This window comes from Bradyrhizobium tropiciagri (assembly GCF_018130545.1).
GTDB lineage: Bacteria > Pseudomonadota > Alphaproteobacteria > Rhizobiales > Xanthobacteraceae > Bradyrhizobium > Bradyrhizobium tropiciagri_A.
The window spans coordinates 89,311-103,103 of record NZ_JAFCKF010000015.1; the positions used below are offsets into that span (position 1 = coordinate 89,311).

Genomic DNA, 13,793 nt, shown 5'->3' on the forward strand with positions numbered 1-13,793 from the left:
GCTGGGCACGAGACGTTGAACCGGACAACAGCACGACCCGACAGATTTACTGAGAGCAGGAAGGCGGCAGGAGACTTCCATGAACCACTCGATCTACAGCGCTGATCGTACGACGCACCTGAAGATTGTGGTCGTGGCCTTGGTCGCCGGTATCATGGTCGCTGGTTTCGGCATCTCGGCGCACAATTCGTCGGACGAGGGTTACACCCAGACCGCACGTGTCATGAAGGCCGGCAAGCCGGTCGCAATCACGAGCTCGGGCACCTCGCTGGTCCGCTAACAGGAGAGTTTCACGAATTCACGTGGTGTTCTTTACAGCCCCCCAAAGTCGCTACGTGGATATTTAAGACCCCCAACTACCCCCAAGTTGACTATCGAAAACGCCCGCTCCCCACGGGCGTTTTCTTTTTTGTGCGGGTGGTGGATTCAACACTGGAGCGGATTGACGCGGGCACAGCTCTCTCCACGTCATTGCGAGCCACCCGGTCGGCGCGAAGTGCCGCCGGATGACAGGCTTCGCGAAGCAATCCATTTCGCGCATGTGCGGTAGGATGGATTGCTTCGTCGCTCCGCTCCTCGCAATGACGAGGTTTCCGACACTCTTCGACGATAAGGCGAGCCGGCTATCGCGGCGTGTTCGACGCAGGCGGCACGGTCTCGATCAGCTTGCCGGTGAAGATCGGCGCCGAGGTCGGCTGGCCGTTCGGCGAACCGCCGGCCTGCTCCACCGTCACCGCGTAAGTGGCGCCGTTGATCACATCGGGATCGTAGCCCGACAGCACCGGACGCGCGGTGAAATCATCAGCGCCGATCACGCCGAGCGAGCGCGGCTGCGGCAGCTTGTCGGAGATCAGCCAGAGCTCAAAGCTCTTGCCGGGCTCCGACGCGGCGCCGACCTTGCGGACGGTGAAATTCTTGGTCGCGCCGTCGATGGTCATGATGAAAGCGGGCCCGCCATTCGGTCCCTGCAACAGCGCGACATATTGCGCCGACGGCGTGAGTGCCGGCGCCGGCGTCTTCACTTCCACGGTCTGGATCCGCGGCTTCGGCCGGATCGCATTCGGCAGAGCGTCGGGCTTGTAGATCTGCAGACCAAGCGTCACCAGCAGCGCAGCCGCCATCGCGGTCGCAGCCGACGCGATGCCGCGCCAGCGCTTCACGCGGCTCGCAAGCGCGATCATGTTGGTGCTGTCGTTGACGCCAAAACGTGGCTGGATTGGTGGCCGCCGGATCTCGGCCGGCTGCGGGATTTCTGACGGCCGAGCAGGCTCCGGATCGAACGCCGAGCCGAATTCGGAATCATCGGCGAGCGGCGGCGGCGCTGTCGTCGCCGCCGGCGTCTCGGGCAGCACCAGCGGCGCCTGCGGCGCGCCGTGACCGAGCGCCGCCTTGATGTTCTCCCAGACCACCGGACGCGGCTCGACCAGGCCGACCATCTGGTTCAGCGGCCCGAGCCTGAATTCCCAGGCCTGCACGAGCGCGGCGAATTCGCTGTCGACGGCCATCATGGTCTCGACCTGCGTGCGCTCATCGGCATCGAGGGTACCGAGCGCATATTCCGCGGCGAGCGCGATATGGTCTTCGCTAGTGGCCATCAATCAGAGTCCAAGACACTCCCGGATATCCATCAGGCTGCGGCGCAGCCAGGTCTTCACCGTGTTCACCGGTGTCTCGAACTTTGCGGCGAGCTGCTCGCGGCTCCAACCGTTGTAATAGGCGAGCAGCACGAGCTTCTGACGATCAGCCTCCAAACGACCGACGCACTCCAGCAATCGCTTCAACTCTTCCGTCATTTCCCGCCGCGCCAGCGGATCGGGCGAGTCGGCGGCAACCTCCATCGCAGCCGGCTCTTCCTCCAACGAGGACTCGCTACGCTTGCGCACCACGTCGATGGCGCGGTTGCGCGCGATCGACGTCATCCACGTGATCGGGGAAGACAGGGCCGGGTTGAACTGCCCGGCGCTGTTCCAGATCTTGACGTAAGCCTCCTGAATGACCTCCTCGGCGAGGTCCTGACGCCGCAAGATACGGAGCACGACACCGAAGAGTTTCGCGCGGGTCGCGGCGTACAGCCGCTCGAAGGCGGCCTCATCCCCCTTGGCGACGGCGGCGATCAGCCAGACCAGCTCAGCCGGCGTCAGCATTTAGCGCCCCCCAAGCCTGCATCCCCCATCGCTTCCTTGCCACCCGTGCTGCCGATCATGGTCTGGACCGGTGGTAGCATATTTTGGGACAGCACGATCCGCCAAGTGGCTGACAAGTGGCCGGCTTGTGGACAGCGCCCAGCAAAAAGCCCGGGCGATCGGCCCGGGCTCGCAATCTGGTCAGCGGAGGGAGCGACGTTTCAGGCGATGACGCCGAGACGGGCCCGCATCAGGCCGATCGAATCCATGTCGGCTTGCTCGCGGGCGCTCTCCTCCGCGCGTTCGCGCGCCTGGTCGCGCTCGTCGAGCAGTTCGACCTTCTTCAATTCCTCGAACGCCTCCGACAACAGCGCCTTGGCGTCGTCGAGCTGGGCGCGCAGTTCGTCGGCTGAGCGGGTCAGGTTTTCCCGGCGCTGGATCGCAGCCTTGGCATAGGTGGGATAGGCGAAGTGCGTGGGATCGTTGATCCCGGCACGGTCCTGCTCGGTCTGGATCTCGCGCTCGAGTTCGACGGACATGCGCTGGAAGTCGGCGATCATGCCTTCGATCTGGGTAACCCGGCGGCGCTTTTCATCGACCTGAAATTTCTTCAGGCGGATCAGCGTTTCACGTGACTTCATCGACTCATACTCCCCAGAAGTCCCAAATCTGAACGCGGGACAGAGCCGGCTCCCCGCTGGGCCCCGCCGGCATAGCTATGGTCCGGAGATGATGGCCTGACAAAGTTAGCGTTCCGTTTCCAAACCCGACAGGATTTGAGCGAGTTGCCGGTAGCCGTCGCCAAGGCTGGTCGCCTCCTCCTTGGCCTGGCGCAGGAACGCCTCGAGCGGCTCATGCAGCCGGATCGCCTCGTCGACCTCGGGGCTGGAACCCGGCCGGTAGGCGCCGAGCCGGATCAGTTCCTCCATGTCGGCGTAGGTCGCCATCACCTGCCGCGCCTTGTTGATGAAGGGCAGGAAGTTGGGATCGGCCGACTTCGGCATGGTACGCGAGACCGACTTCAGGATGTTGACGGCTGGATAGCGGCCGCGCTCGGCGATCGCCCGCTGCATCACGATATGGCCGTCGAGGATGCCGCGCACCGCGTCCGCGATCGGCTCATTGTGATCGTCGCCGTCAACCAGCACCGTGAAGATCGCGGTGATGGTGCCATTGCCGGTGCCCGGCCCTGCCCGCTCCAGGAGCTTCGGCAGCTCGGTGAACACGGTCGGCGTGTAGCCCTTGGCGGTCGGCGGCTCGCCCGCCGAGAGCCCGATCTCGCGCTGTGCCATCGCAAAACGCGTCACCGAGTCCATCAGGCACAGCACGTCCTGATCCTCGTCGCGGAAATACTCCGCGATGGCGAGCGTCAGATACGCCGCCTGGCGCCGCATCAGCGCCGGTTCGTCCGAGGTCGCGACCACCACGACCGAGCGCGCCAGCCCCTCCTCGCCGAGATCCTCCTGGAGGAATTCCTGCACTTCGCGGCCGCGTTCGCCGATCAGCCCGATCACCGAGATCGCGGCATCGACATTGCGTGCCAGCATCGAGAGCAGCACCGACTTGCCGACGCCGGAGCCGGCGAAGATGCCGAGCCGCTGGCCGCGGCAGCAGGTAAGAAAGGTGTTGAGGCCGCGCACGCCGAGATCGAGCGGCGGCCCGACCCGCTTGCGCGAATGCGCCGGCGGCGGCGAGTTGCGGTAGGACATCGGCGAGGCGCCCTGCACCAGCGGGCCCTTGCCGTCGATCGGCTCGCCCATCGCGTTGACGACGCGGCCGAGCCAGGCCGGCGACGGCCGCACCTGGCTCGCCGCATTGGCGATGACGGCGCGGCAACCGCGCCTGACGCCCTCGAGACCGCCGAACGGCATCACCACCGCGTTCTCGCCGGAGAAGCCGATCACCTCGGCCGGGATGAAGCGGCCCGCGCCGACATCGATCACAATGCGGGCGCCGACCGACATCGCATGGATGGGGCCTGCGATCTCGACCATGAGGCCGCGGACGCCGACCACACGGCCATAAATATTGACGCCGTCGATGTCGCCAATCTGCTCCGCGAGCGCCTTCATTGCGAAAACCTTAAGTTTCCACGATTTTGCTCCGGCCGCTTAACTTCGTGTTTACCCGCATCATTAATCATTGCGTCACTGTCTTTGGTGACTGAGGTCGCTTGCCCATCAGAAGAAGGGCGAGTCGCGAGAGTCGGTTAGGCCCGGCTCTTAATGTGGAAACTGAACGAGCGCGGTTAGGAAAAGCTTCTTCTACGCAATATCTTAGGGCGATTCGACAAAAATTGCACGGTTAGAGCTTGCGTCGAGGAATCAGTTTTTGTTAACCATATCTCGTCAGGATCCGAATCAGTTGTTCAAAGGCGTTTTGTGAGTGCCGCAAGTGCGGCCGACCTGACGCCCGGAGCGGCGACTATAGGGGACTGGCATGCGCGTTTTGCTAATTGAAGATGATAGCGCCGTCGCGCAGTCGATCGAATTGATGCTCAAATCCGAGAGTTTCAACGTCTATACGACGGACCTCGGTGAAGAAGGTGTCGATCTCGGCAAGCTTTACGACTACGACATCATCCTGCTCGACCTCAATCTGCCCGACATGTCCGGCTACGACGTGCTCAAGCAGCTCCGGGTCTCGAAAATCAAGACTCCCATTCTGATCCTCTCCGGCCTCGCCGGCATCGAGGACAAGGTCAAGGGTCTCGGCGTCGGCGCCGACGACTACATGACCAAGCCCTTCCACAAGGACGAGCTGGTTGCCCGCATCCACGCGATCGTGCGCCGCTCCAAGGGTCACGCCCAGTCGGTCATCCAGACCGGCGACCTGGTGGTCAATCTCGACACCAAGACGGTCGAGGTCGGCGGCCAGCGCGTGCACCTCACGGGCAAGGAATACCAGATGCTGGAGCTGCTCTCGCTCCGCAAGGGCACCACGCTCACCAAGGAAATGTTCCTCAATCACCTCTACGGCGGTATGGATGAGCCGGAGCTGAAGATCATCGACGTCTTCATCTGCAAGCTCCGCAAGAAGCTCGCCAACGCCTCCGAGGGCCGCAACTTCATCGAGACCGTGTGGGGCCGCGGCTACGTGCTGCGCGAGCCGCACGAGGCCGACGAGCGCATTCCCGCCTGACGCTTTCTGCAGCAAACCTCCTCAACCCCGCCGCAAATGGCGGGGTTTTTGTTTTTGGGGATGTCACGCCACCGGGATCGCGCTCAGGATGGCGAGAAGATCCGCCCCCTTCGGGACGCCGAGCCCGGTGCAGGCGCTCCAGCCGGGGCCGGCATCGTAGCCCTTGCCGCCGACGCGGTTGTTGCCCTGCTGGACCGTACGGAAGGCGCCGGGGTTGGCATAAAGCGCTGCGTTGAGCATACCGATCTGCTCGCCGCGCGCGGCGACCGCGATCGCCACCAGCGCGGCCCATAGCGGTGTCGCGGCGCTGGTTCCACTCATCGCCATCGCTTGTCCGTTGACGATAATGCGATAGCCCGGGTTCGCCGCTGCGGCGCAGGCGACGTCAGGGACGCCGCGGCGGATCGCGCCGTCGTTCTGCGATGTCGGCAGCGTCACATGCGATTGATAGTCGGGAACGGGATAGGCGTCGCTGATGCCGCCACCGGTGCCGATCGCACCCGCATTCCAGACCGCCTCCGTCGCGCCTGCGGCAGGCCCGGGCTGCGTGCCGCCGCAGCTTGTCGCATAGGGGCTCGAAGCGGGAAACCAGACATGGAGCTTGCCGTCGGTCAGGCCGCTGGTCGCAAGCTGATCGCCGCTGGCGAACAGCACGCTGACGCGCAATCGCGCCGCATCGGCCAGCACGGCCTGCATCGCGTCGCGCCCCGGCTCGGTCCAGAATTTCTCGGCGCTGCCCCAGCTCACCGAGATCACCTGCGGCGCATGCACGTCGTCGAATACCGCTTGATGGATCGCGTCGGTGAGACCGGCGGCTGAGTTCTCGGCGAAGTAGACCACGATCTTGGCCTTCGGCAGCAGCCCGGCAAGCACCTGCAGATCGAGCGCAAGCTCCTGATCGGCGACATCGTTGCTGCCGAGACCGCCGTCATTGCCGGTCTGCGGCATGTTGACGACGTCAGGGGGCTGCCGGTTCATGCCGGCCAGCGCCGTCGCGAGATCGCTCTCGAGATAGCCGCCGCCGAGCGCGACGATGCCGACGCAGGTCGACGACACGTCGCGATCCAGCGGAATGCCGTAGCGAGCCGCGATGTCGGTCGGCCACAGCCCGCTGCCGCTCCCGGTGTCGGCCTGGGCCCGCATCAGCGGCGGCTTGGTCCGCAGCGGCCGCTGATCGAAGCCGAGGATGGCGCGGGTCCATGGCGCGATCTCGGCAGGCGTGGTCAGGCCGCCGACGCGCGCACGAAACTCGCGCACGCCATCGCGATAAATGCGAAGCGTCGCGCCGAAGATCTCGGCCATCTGCCGGGCGGTGCCTTGCAGTTCGACCGTGCGCGCGAGCGGATCGCTGCGGCCGACGGTCAGCCCCCGCTGTTTCGCCAACCGCACGATGCGGGCGATGGCGGGGGCATGGCTGCGATGGCGCTGCGTCGCAAGCTGCTGCCGGGTGACCGGCTTGGCGAGCCGGGCCAGATCACCGGCGCTGCCCGGCTGAAACGCGTCCGGGGAGCGCCGCTTCACATAGACCACGATCGAGATCCGCTCATCGGGATCGACATCGCCGACCAGCGTCGCACCGTCAGGCGCGGCGCGGTTGCTGCCGGCAAGCGGAATCCTGCGCTCGCGCGAGCCCGCCATCAGTGCGATCTCACTTGCCGCCGCATGGCGTCGGCTGCACTGGATTTTGCGTATCGTCGTAGGCGCAGAACGGGATCGACCAGACGAAGTCTGCCGAGGTTGCAATGCGCGTGAGGCCCGGCTTGCCCTCGAAGATCGGCGGCTGGCCCGAGAACTTCCAGTACCATTCCGGCAGCAGCGACCCGAGCGGACCGATCGGGCCATTGGGGCCGAACGACAGGAATCCCGCCTGCGACGTGGGCGTCCCGTCGGCCTTGAAGACCGCGCGGCCGTGGCAGGTGATGCAGGACGACGTCGCGACGAAGCCTTCTTCGGTGACGGAATTGCCGACCCTGACGTCTAGCCCGACATTGTCGGTGAAATCGGTCTGGGATCCCTTCAGGCAGTAGTTGCTGTAGACGGGATCGATATCCGCGCTCGACAGCATCGCTGTCAGCGCTGATGTCTTCACGCAATCCGGATAACCCTGGCCGGCGACGCGGTTCGACGGCACGAACGCGGTCTGCGCGCCGAAATTATCGCGGCAGCCGATGATGTCACAGCGCGCTGGATTGAAGCGGTGCTCGAACGTCGCCCAGGTCCAGTTCGGCACCTGCTTGCTGATCACATGCATCGAGACCAGCGCGTATTGCACACCGTCCGCGCTGTTGACGTGATAGAGTTGCGGCACCTGCGCCAGCGTCACCTTGTTGTTGGTGAATTGCGGGATGGCGCTGACCGGCATCCAATTGCCCTTCACCTCGACCGAGTCGACCGGAAACTGCAACTCCTTACCGAATGCGGCCTTCAGACCTGATCGCTTGTAGAGATTGTTCTGGACGATGAAGTCAAACGTCGCCTTGTTGTGACGCGCTTCCTCCATCTGGCCCTGCCCGGCGCCGGGCGGCAGTGCTGGCAGCAATCCGCCGCTCTGCTGCACGCCTTCTCGCGCCACTTGCGGCAGGATCGGCGGGCGCAGCGCCGGAGGTGTCGCGGCCGCCGGAAACTGCGGATTGGGCTGGAACAGATCGGTGTCGCTCGCCCAGGTCTCGAACGTCGAATTGCTGCCGCCGGCGCGGGTGTTGGCCTGGATGAACAATTGCCATGCCACTTGGTCCGGCGCGGTCATCGCAGGGTTCGGCGGCGATTGCGCCGCGGCCGGCAAGGCGGGAAGCAGCAACAGACCACAGACGAGCAGCGTGTCGATCGACCTTCGCATCTTTGCTCTCCAAGCGGGTTCAAGGTTGGAATCCGTCCCCTATCCAGCTCGCATAGATATCGAGCGAGTCCTGCGACCAGCGGTGCCCGGGCGGCATGAAGCCGGACGACAGCGCGGCGAAGACGCGGCGTGCATTGGCGTGATCGGCAAAGTCGTCATTGCCGGCCGGATCGCCCATCCAGTCGGCGTCGCCGAGCCGAACGCCCTTCGCCGCCATGCAGGCGATGTCGCCCGGTCGAAACATCGGCAGAATGTCGTTGCCAAAGCTGGTCGTCATGGCGATCACCGTGCCCATTCGCGACATGCACTTCTGGTTGCATATCGTATAGACGACCATCGCGGGGACCGCTGTGAAGCGGCTCACACCGCCGCGCAGCAATTTTTCCGCCGATGTCCACCGCAGCCCACAGGTCACATCGAACCGAAGCTTCGCGAACTGCGACCAATCAGCTATAGGATGGCGATCTAGGGCAATTCGGGCGCATCACATGATCCTGCAATCGCTCGCCGGCCTGCCGGCGTTCCTGGTCTATTTCTGCACGGCGCTGATTGCCGTGGTCGCCTATTTGTTCGTCTACACGCGCGTCACGCCGCACGACGAATTCCAGCTGATCCGCGACAATGATTCCGCGGCGGCGATTGCGCTGGGCTTGAGCCTGCTCGGCTTCGTGCTGCCGGTGGTCAGCGCCATCGCCCACTCGGCCAACGTGATCGACTGCCTGATCTGGAGCATCATCGCGCTGATCGTGCAGATCATCGTCTATTACATCGTGAAGATCCCGGTGCCGAACCTGTCGGCGCGGATCGCCTCCGGCGAAATGGCGGCGGCGATCTGGCTCGGGCTGTCCTCGCTGGCGGCAGGCGCGCTGAACGCGGCCTGCATGATCTACTGAGCCATTGAGTCAAACCATGGCGCGCAAACCCAACCCGGAATTCGGCAAGCGGCGGCCGGTCGTGCCGGCGGTGTCGCCGCGGCCGGATCCGCCGTCCAAGCGCTCCAACCATGTCGCGCTGCTGCTGATGGGCACGCTCGCGGTCGGCGGCAGCGCCTATGCGCTGATGCCGCGGCAGAATTGCCAACCCGTGCAGCCGACGCCACCCGGCGTGACCGCACCGCGCGTCACCGCGCCGGCCGCCGTGCAACCCGGCGCCGATTGCACGTCGCGCAGTTCATCGTCCGGATCGGGCGGCGGCGGCGGCAGCTCGTCGCGCAGCAGCTTCTACAGTGGCGGCAACCCGTCGGGCGGCTCTTCGTCCTCGTCGAGTTCGTCTTCGAATTCGTCGTCAAGCTCGTCGGTGAGCCGCGGCGGCTTCGGCTCGTTCGCGCATGCGTTCGGCTTCGGCGGCGGCTGATGCGCACTTTGCCGTGTCGGCACGCGCTTTGGCTTGCCCGGCGATCGGAGCTGATGGACACTCGGCGCGGCTCCGCAATCGGCAGGGCAAAAGGCAACGCAACAAGCAAGACAAGAGACAAGGTTTGCGTCCATGAAACGCTCGCGCCGCGTCTGGCTGAAATTGATGGGAAGCGTCGCGATCGGCGCAGCGTCGATGGGCTTGGCTCCGGGCCAGGCCCGCAGTCACCGCCATGCAGCGCACGGGCGCAAGAAGAAGCCCGAGCAAGTGTTCCCCGCCGGCGGCTTCGGCGGCGCGCCGCGCAACATCGCTCACTTTGGCGAACACGGTCACCAGCATGGTGGCGGTTGACACCAGGCTGACGCCTATCCGAACATCACGGTCCCCTCATGCAACGCATCGCATGCCCCGAACGCGACGATTGGCAGACCACCGCCGAGAACGCCGGCTTCACCTTCCACACCATCGACGGCGAACGTTACTGGGACGAGCGCGCCTATTATGCCTTCACGCTCGACGAGATCGAGCGCGATATCGAGGCGCCGACCGGCGAGATCGATGCGATGTGCCTCGAGCTCGCCGGACGCGCGGTCAAGGATGAACAATACCTGCGCCGGTTGAAAATACCGCAAGCGTTCTGGGATTTGATCGCGGCGAGCTGGCGCCGAAAGGACCCGAGCCTGTACGGCCGGCTCGACCTCAAATTCAGCGGCAGCGGCCCGGCCAAGCTGCTCGAATACAATGCCGACACGCCGACCTCGATCTTCGAGGCTGCGGTGTTTCAATGGACCTGGCTCGAACAGGCGATCGCACGCAACATCATCCCGAAGCGCGCTGACCAATTCAACTCGATCCACGAGCGGCTGATCGAGACCTGGAAGACGATCGGCGCCAACCATCCGCTGCATCTCACCGGACTGACCGGCAATGCCGAGGATGCCGGCACGCTTGCCTATCTCGAGGACACCGCGGCGCAGGCCGGGCTGAAGACCACCCTGCTCGATATCGAAGAGATCGGGCTGCGCAGCGACAATCAGTTCGTCGACCTCGACGAAATCCCGATCAGGCTCGCCTTCAAGCTCTATCCGTGGGAATGGATGTTTCACGACGCGTTCGGCAAGAACCTCGGCTCCGCGCCGACGCAGTGGATCGAGCCGCCGTGGAAAGCGATCCTGTCCAACAAGGGCATCCTGCCGTTGTTGTGGGAGATGTTCCCAAACCATCCCAACCTGCTGCCGGCCTATTTCGAGGACGACCCGCAGGCCGCGCAGCTCGGCACCTCATTCGTGCGCAAGCCGATCTATTCGCGCGAGGGCGCCAATGTCGAACTCGTCAGCGCCGGCATCACGCTGGTGGCGGAGCAAGGTCCCTACGGCGCCGAAGGCTTCATCCGCCAGGCCCTGGCGCCGCTGCCGAATTTCTCGGGCCAGTACCCCGTGCTCGGCAGCTGGCTGGTCGATCACACACCGTGCGGGCTCTCGATCCGCGAAGACGAGAACCCGATCACCGGCAACACCTCGCGCTTCCTGCCGCACGCGATTTTGTAGTGACGAGCACTGTATCCTGCCCGTCATCCTGAGGTGCGAGCTCTTGCGAGCCTCGAAGGATGCACGGCCCGGCTCGTGGCCGTCGACCCTTCGAGACGCCGCTTCGCGGCTCCTCAGGGTGACGGTGTGAGAGCGGAACTATCCTCGAAAAAGTAGGATCACCGCGCCGCAGACGCGACCGCCTTCAACACATGAACCGCGGCGCCGGCGCGTGCGACCGGGACAATGCTCGGCTGGTAGAGCCCACGCCGGTCGGGATAGGGCTTGAACAGGGTCGTGATGCCGACGACGGATTCCGCCGCGCCGAGCGCCAGCACGCCGTCGGGCTCGAGCATCCTTGCGATCTTGCCGAAGATCGCGGCCTTGGTGCGCTGATCGAAATAGATCAGCACGTTGCGGCAGAAGATCACGTCGAAGGTGCCGAGATGCGAGATGTCCTCAAGCAGATTGAGCTTGCGGTGCTGCACCATGCCGCGGATGTCGGCGTTGAGCTGCCAGAGCTCGCCCTGCTGAACGAAATTCTTCACCAGCAGCTGGATCGGCAGGCCGCGCTGCACCTCGAACTGGCTGAACAGTCCGGCCTTGGACTTTTCCAGCACCGCCTGCGACAGGTCGGTGGCGACGATCTCGATGCGCCAGCCGGCGAACAGTGCGGTCATCTCCTTCAGCAGCATCGCGATCGAATAGGGCTCCTGCCCGGTCGACGACGCCGCACACCAAATGCGTAGGCTGCGGCGCGCGGCGCGGGCCTGCGCAAGTGCCGGCAGCACGGCGTCCTTCAGATGGTCGAACGGAATCTTGTCGCGAAAGAAGAAGGTCTCGTTGGTGGTCATCGCTTCGACCACCTCCGACGTCAGCGCCGCGGCGCCGCCCTTCAGCCGCTGCACAAGCTCGGGAATGCCGGCGAGGTTCGACCGGCGCGCCAGGGGCAGCAGGCGGCTCTCGACGAGATATTGCTTGTCGGCGGACAGATCGAGGCCGGAACGCTCTTTCAGCAGCTTACGCAGATACTCATAGTCCAGCGGCGTCACGAACGGTCTCCCGCAAACACGCGAACAAGCTTCGGTGCGATCTGATTGAGCGGCAGTACCGCGGCGCAGATGCCGGCGTTGACCGCAGCACCAGGCATGCCCCAGACCACGCTGGTCGCCTCGTCCTGGGCGATCACGCTGCCGCCGGCGGCGACGATATCCTTGCCGCCGCGCATGCCGTCGGAACCCATGCCGGTCAGGATCACCGACATAATGCTGCCAGCCCAGACATCGATCGCGGAGGTGAACATCGGATCGACCGCGGGCTTGCAGAAATTGACCGGCGGCCCGTCGTCGAGCGCGATCACCGCATCGATGCCGTGGCGGGCGATGCGCATGTGGCGTCCGCCCGGCGCCAGATAGATCTGGCCCGGCTTGATGCTCTCGCCGTCAACAGCCTCATGCGCCGGCCGCTTGCTGGCGCGCGCCAGATGCTCGGCAAGAATGGTGGTGAAGGTCGGCGGCATGTGCTGGGTGATCAGCACCGGGACACGGTCGATCACCGAACCGATCTCCGCGACCAGCGACATCAGCGCCTGCGGGCCGCCGGTGGAAGAGCCGATCAGCAGCACCTTCGGCGCCAGCAGGCCAAACGAACGGCGCGCGATTGGGGCCGGCGCGGCATGCGCGGCGGCGGGCGCCATCGCCCGCGCTTTGTCGTGAGCGGGCGCGAGCGGCGGGCTTGCCGTGGTGTGCACGGTGCTGTGCCGCGCCTTGGCGCCGAGATGACGGATCTTCTGGATCAGGTCGTGGCGGAAGGTTTCCGCCGCGGTGGCCTCGCGCGTGCTCTCCGGCTTCGGAATGTAATCGGAGGCGCCGAGCGACAGCGCCTTCAGGCTGATCTCCGCGTTGCGGCGGGTCAGCGTGGACGCCATGATGACGACGAGATCGCGCTTCTTCGCCAACAGCTGCGGCAGCGCCGAGATGCCGTCGAGGTCGGGCATCTCGATATCGAGCACCGCGACATCGGGATTGATGCGCTCGAGCTGGTTGACGGCGTCGAGGCCGGTGCGCAGCGAAGCCACGACCTCCATGTCGGGCTCGGCACCGATCCAGCGCGAGATCATCCCGCGGATCACCACGGAATCGTCGACCACCATCACCCGCACCTTGTCGGTACGGGTCGATGTCGGGACCGCAGAACTTGTCAACGCAACACTCATGACTTCACCAGCGACGCAACACGACGCACAACAACCGTTGAGCCGAAGGCTTCTGCCGCCGGATCGAACGTAGACTTAAATGAGCCCGACTTCCTGGAACTTCGCGGTGACGATGTCCCGGTCGAACGGCTTCATGATGTATTCGTTGGCACCGGCATGCAACGCGCGGGCGATATGCGCGACGTCATTCTCGGTGGTGCAGAACACGACCTTGGGCTGATCGCCGCCGGGCATGCGGCGGAGATTGCCGAGAAACTCGTAGCCGTCCATGACCGGCATGTTCCAGTCGAGCAGCACGGCTTCCGGCATCGCGCGCTTGCAGGCTTCGAGTGCCTTGGCACCGTCCTCGGCTTCGACGATCTGGAAATCGAGCCCCTCCAGGATACGGCGGGCGACCTTGCGAATGACGCTTGAGTCATCGACTACAAGACATGTTCTCATCTGCGACCTCTACTTCCTCATCCCCGGTGGGATGTTTCAGTTCTTCAGTTCTATCGGCCCGTCTCACGCCGCTTTGGCGTCGGGCACCAGTTCGAGCACGCGATCGATATCGAGGACGACCATGAGCTGGCCGTCGAGGCGGTGGACGCCGCCGGCGA

General features: G+C 64.7%; 16 protein-coding genes and 1 pseudogene. 6 read left to right on the top strand and 11 right to left on the bottom strand.

Annotation, left to right across the window (positions count from 1 at the left end; genetic code table 11):
* Positions 1 to 79 precede the first annotated feature (79 nt).
* Positions 80 to 280, top strand: coding sequence for a hypothetical protein (locus tag JQ616_RS38630; protein WP_212023424.1), 201 nt, complete (start codon positions 80 to 82; stop codon positions 278 to 280).
* Positions 281 to 623: 343 nt separating this feature from the next.
* On the opposite strand, the gene JQ616_RS38635 is transcribed toward JQ616_RS38630, so the two are convergent.
* The 4 genes from JQ616_RS38635 to fliI form a co-directional block, all read right to left on the bottom strand.
* Positions 624 to 1,595, bottom strand: coding sequence for an anti-sigma factor (locus JQ616_RS38635; protein WP_212023425.1), 972 nt, complete (start codon positions 1,593 to 1,595; stop codon positions 624 to 626).
* A gap of 3 nt (positions 1,596 to 1,598) precedes the next feature.
* Positions 1,599 to 2,144, bottom strand: coding sequence for a sigma-70 family RNA polymerase sigma factor (locus JQ616_RS38640; protein WP_212023426.1), 546 nt, complete (start codon positions 2,142 to 2,144; stop codon positions 1,599 to 1,601).
* Positions 2,145 to 2,344: 200 nt separating this feature from the next.
* Entirely contained in the window at positions 2,345 to 2,764 is a 420-nt protein-coding gene (gene fliJ / locus JQ616_RS38645) for a flagellar export protein FliJ (protein ID WP_212023427.1), read from the bottom strand.
* A 105-nt stretch (positions 2,765 to 2,869) separates the two neighbouring features.
* Complete coding sequence (fliI, locus tag JQ616_RS38650; RefSeq protein ID WP_212023428.1) at positions 2,870 to 4,195, bottom strand: flagellar protein export ATPase FliI; 1,326 nt, start codon at positions 4,193 to 4,195, stop codon at positions 2,870 to 2,872.
* 367 nt (positions 4,196 to 4,562) lie between these two features.
* On the opposite strand from fliI, the gene ctrA reads away from it, so the two are divergent.
* Positions 4,563 to 5,264, top strand: a complete 702-nt coding sequence (gene ctrA, locus JQ616_RS38655) for a response regulator transcription factor CtrA (protein ID WP_016848562.1) — start codon at positions 4,563 to 4,565, stop codon at positions 5,262 to 5,264.
* Positions 5,265 to 5,327: 63 nt separating this feature from the next.
* On the opposite strand, the gene JQ616_RS38660 is transcribed toward ctrA, so the two are convergent.
* Genes JQ616_RS38660 through JQ616_RS38670 form a run of 3 tightly spaced genes read right to left on the bottom strand, consistent with a single transcriptional unit; the run spans position 5,328 to position 8,377 of the window.
* Positions 5,328 to 6,902: a S53 family peptidase gene (locus JQ616_RS38660; RefSeq protein ID WP_212023429.1), complete on the bottom strand. Its 1,575-nt coding sequence runs from the start codon at positions 6,900 to 6,902 to the stop codon at positions 5,328 to 5,330.
* 10 nt (positions 6,903 to 6,912) lie between these two features.
* Positions 6,913 to 8,100, bottom strand: coding sequence for a hypothetical protein (locus JQ616_RS38665; protein WP_212023430.1), 1,188 nt, complete (start codon positions 8,098 to 8,100; stop codon positions 6,913 to 6,915).
* Between the two features lie 19 nt (positions 8,101 to 8,119).
* A complete protein-coding gene (locus JQ616_RS38670; RefSeq protein WP_212023431.1) occupies positions 8,120 to 8,377 on the bottom strand; it encodes a hypothetical protein in 258 nt (85 codons plus the stop codon).
* Positions 8,378 to 8,588: 211 nt separating this feature from the next.
* Here JQ616_RS38670 and JQ616_RS38675 point away from each other — a divergent pair, with 211 nt between their 5' ends.
* The 4 genes from JQ616_RS38675 to JQ616_RS38690 all read left to right on the top strand — a co-directional run bounded on the left by JQ616_RS38675 (position 8,589) and on the right by JQ616_RS38690 (position 11,000).
* Positions 8,589 to 8,993 (top strand): DUF350 domain-containing protein, encoded by a 405-nt coding sequence (locus tag JQ616_RS38675; protein ID WP_074132099.1) that lies wholly within the window; start codon positions 8,589 to 8,591, stop codon positions 8,991 to 8,993.
* 16 nt (positions 8,994 to 9,009) lie between these two features.
* Positions 9,010 to 9,453 (top strand): hypothetical protein, encoded by a 444-nt coding sequence (locus JQ616_RS38680; RefSeq protein WP_212023433.1) that lies wholly within the window; start codon positions 9,010 to 9,012, stop codon positions 9,451 to 9,453.
* Positions 9,454 to 9,585: 132 nt separating this feature from the next.
* Positions 9,586 to 9,804 (top strand): hypothetical protein, encoded by a 219-nt coding sequence (locus JQ616_RS38685; RefSeq protein WP_212023434.1) that lies wholly within the window; start codon positions 9,586 to 9,588, stop codon positions 9,802 to 9,804.
* A gap of 38 nt (positions 9,805 to 9,842) precedes the next feature.
* A complete protein-coding gene (locus JQ616_RS38690; protein WP_212023435.1) occupies positions 9,843 to 11,000 on the top strand; it encodes a glutathionylspermidine synthase family protein in 1,158 nt (385 codons plus the stop codon).
* A gap of 158 nt (positions 11,001 to 11,158) precedes the next feature.
* On the opposite strand, the gene JQ616_RS38695 is transcribed toward JQ616_RS38690, so the two are convergent.
* From JQ616_RS38695 to JQ616_RS39590, 4 genes and pseudogenes are all read right to left on the bottom strand, one after another.
* Positions 11,159 to 12,031, bottom strand: coding sequence for a CheR family methyltransferase (locus JQ616_RS38695; protein ID WP_212023436.1), 873 nt, complete (start codon positions 12,029 to 12,031; stop codon positions 11,159 to 11,161).
* Entirely contained in the window at positions 12,028 to 13,194 is a 1,167-nt protein-coding gene (locus tag JQ616_RS38700; RefSeq protein ID WP_212023437.1) for a protein-glutamate methylesterase/protein-glutamine glutaminase, read from the bottom strand. The genes JQ616_RS38695 and JQ616_RS38700 overlap by 4 nt, the downstream gene beginning before the upstream one ends.
* A 75-nt stretch (positions 13,195 to 13,269) precedes the next feature.
* The gene (locus JQ616_RS38705; RefSeq protein ID WP_018273268.1) at positions 13,270 to 13,635 is read right to left on the bottom strand and encodes a response regulator; all 366 of its coding nucleotides are present in this window, start codon (positions 13,633 to 13,635) and stop codon (positions 13,270 to 13,272) included.
* A gap of 63 nt (positions 13,636 to 13,698) precedes the next feature.
* A pseudogene (locus tag JQ616_RS39590) lies at positions 13,699 to 13,793 on the bottom strand (chemotaxis protein CheW); the annotation flags it as partial.

Coding starts and splice junctions, on each gene's coding strand:
- JQ616_RS38680 (WP_212023433.1), top strand. CDS start 9,010: ATGGCGCGCAAACCCAACCCGGAATTCGGCAAGCGGCGGCCGGTCGTG.
- JQ616_RS38660 (WP_212023429.1), bottom strand. CDS start 6,902: ATGGCGGGCTCGCGCGAGCGCAGGATTCCGCTTGCCGGCAGCAACCGC.
- fliI (WP_212023428.1), bottom strand. CDS start 4,195: ATGAAGGCGCTCGCGGAGCAGATTGGCGACATCGACGGCGTCAATATT.
- JQ616_RS38640 (WP_212023426.1), bottom strand. CDS start 2,144: ATGCTGACGCCGGCTGAGCTGGTCTGGCTGATCGCCGCCGTCGCCAAG.
- JQ616_RS38700 (WP_212023437.1), bottom strand. CDS start 13,194: ATGAGTGTTGCGTTGACAAGTTCTGCGGTCCCGACATCGACCCGTACC.
- JQ616_RS38685 (WP_212023434.1), top strand. CDS start 9,586: ATGAAACGCTCGCGCCGCGTCTGGCTGAAATTGATGGGAAGCGTCGCG.
- JQ616_RS38670 (WP_212023431.1), bottom strand. CDS start 8,377: ATGACGACCAGCTTTGGCAACGACATTCTGCCGATGTTTCGACCGGGC.
- JQ616_RS38665 (WP_212023430.1), bottom strand. CDS start 8,100: ATGCGAAGGTCGATCGACACGCTGCTCGTCTGTGGTCTGTTGCTGCTT.
- JQ616_RS38705 (WP_018273268.1), bottom strand. CDS start 13,635: ATGAGAACATGTCTTGTAGTCGATGACTCAAGCGTCATTCGCAAGGTC.
- JQ616_RS38675 (WP_074132099.1), top strand. CDS start 8,589: ATGATCCTGCAATCGCTCGCCGGCCTGCCGGCGTTCCTGGTCTATTTC.
- JQ616_RS38635 (WP_212023425.1), bottom strand. CDS start 1,595: ATGGCCACTAGCGAAGACCATATCGCGCTCGCCGCGGAATATGCGCTC.
- ctrA (WP_016848562.1), top strand. CDS start 4,563: ATGCGCGTTTTGCTAATTGAAGATGATAGCGCCGTCGCGCAGTCGATC.
- fliJ (WP_212023427.1), bottom strand. CDS start 2,764: ATGAAGTCACGTGAAACGCTGATCCGCCTGAAGAAATTTCAGGTCGAT.
- JQ616_RS38630 (WP_212023424.1), top strand. CDS start 80: ATGAACCACTCGATCTACAGCGCTGATCGTACGACGCACCTGAAGATT.
- JQ616_RS38690 (WP_212023435.1), top strand. CDS start 9,843: ATGCAACGCATCGCATGCCCCGAACGCGACGATTGGCAGACCACCGCC.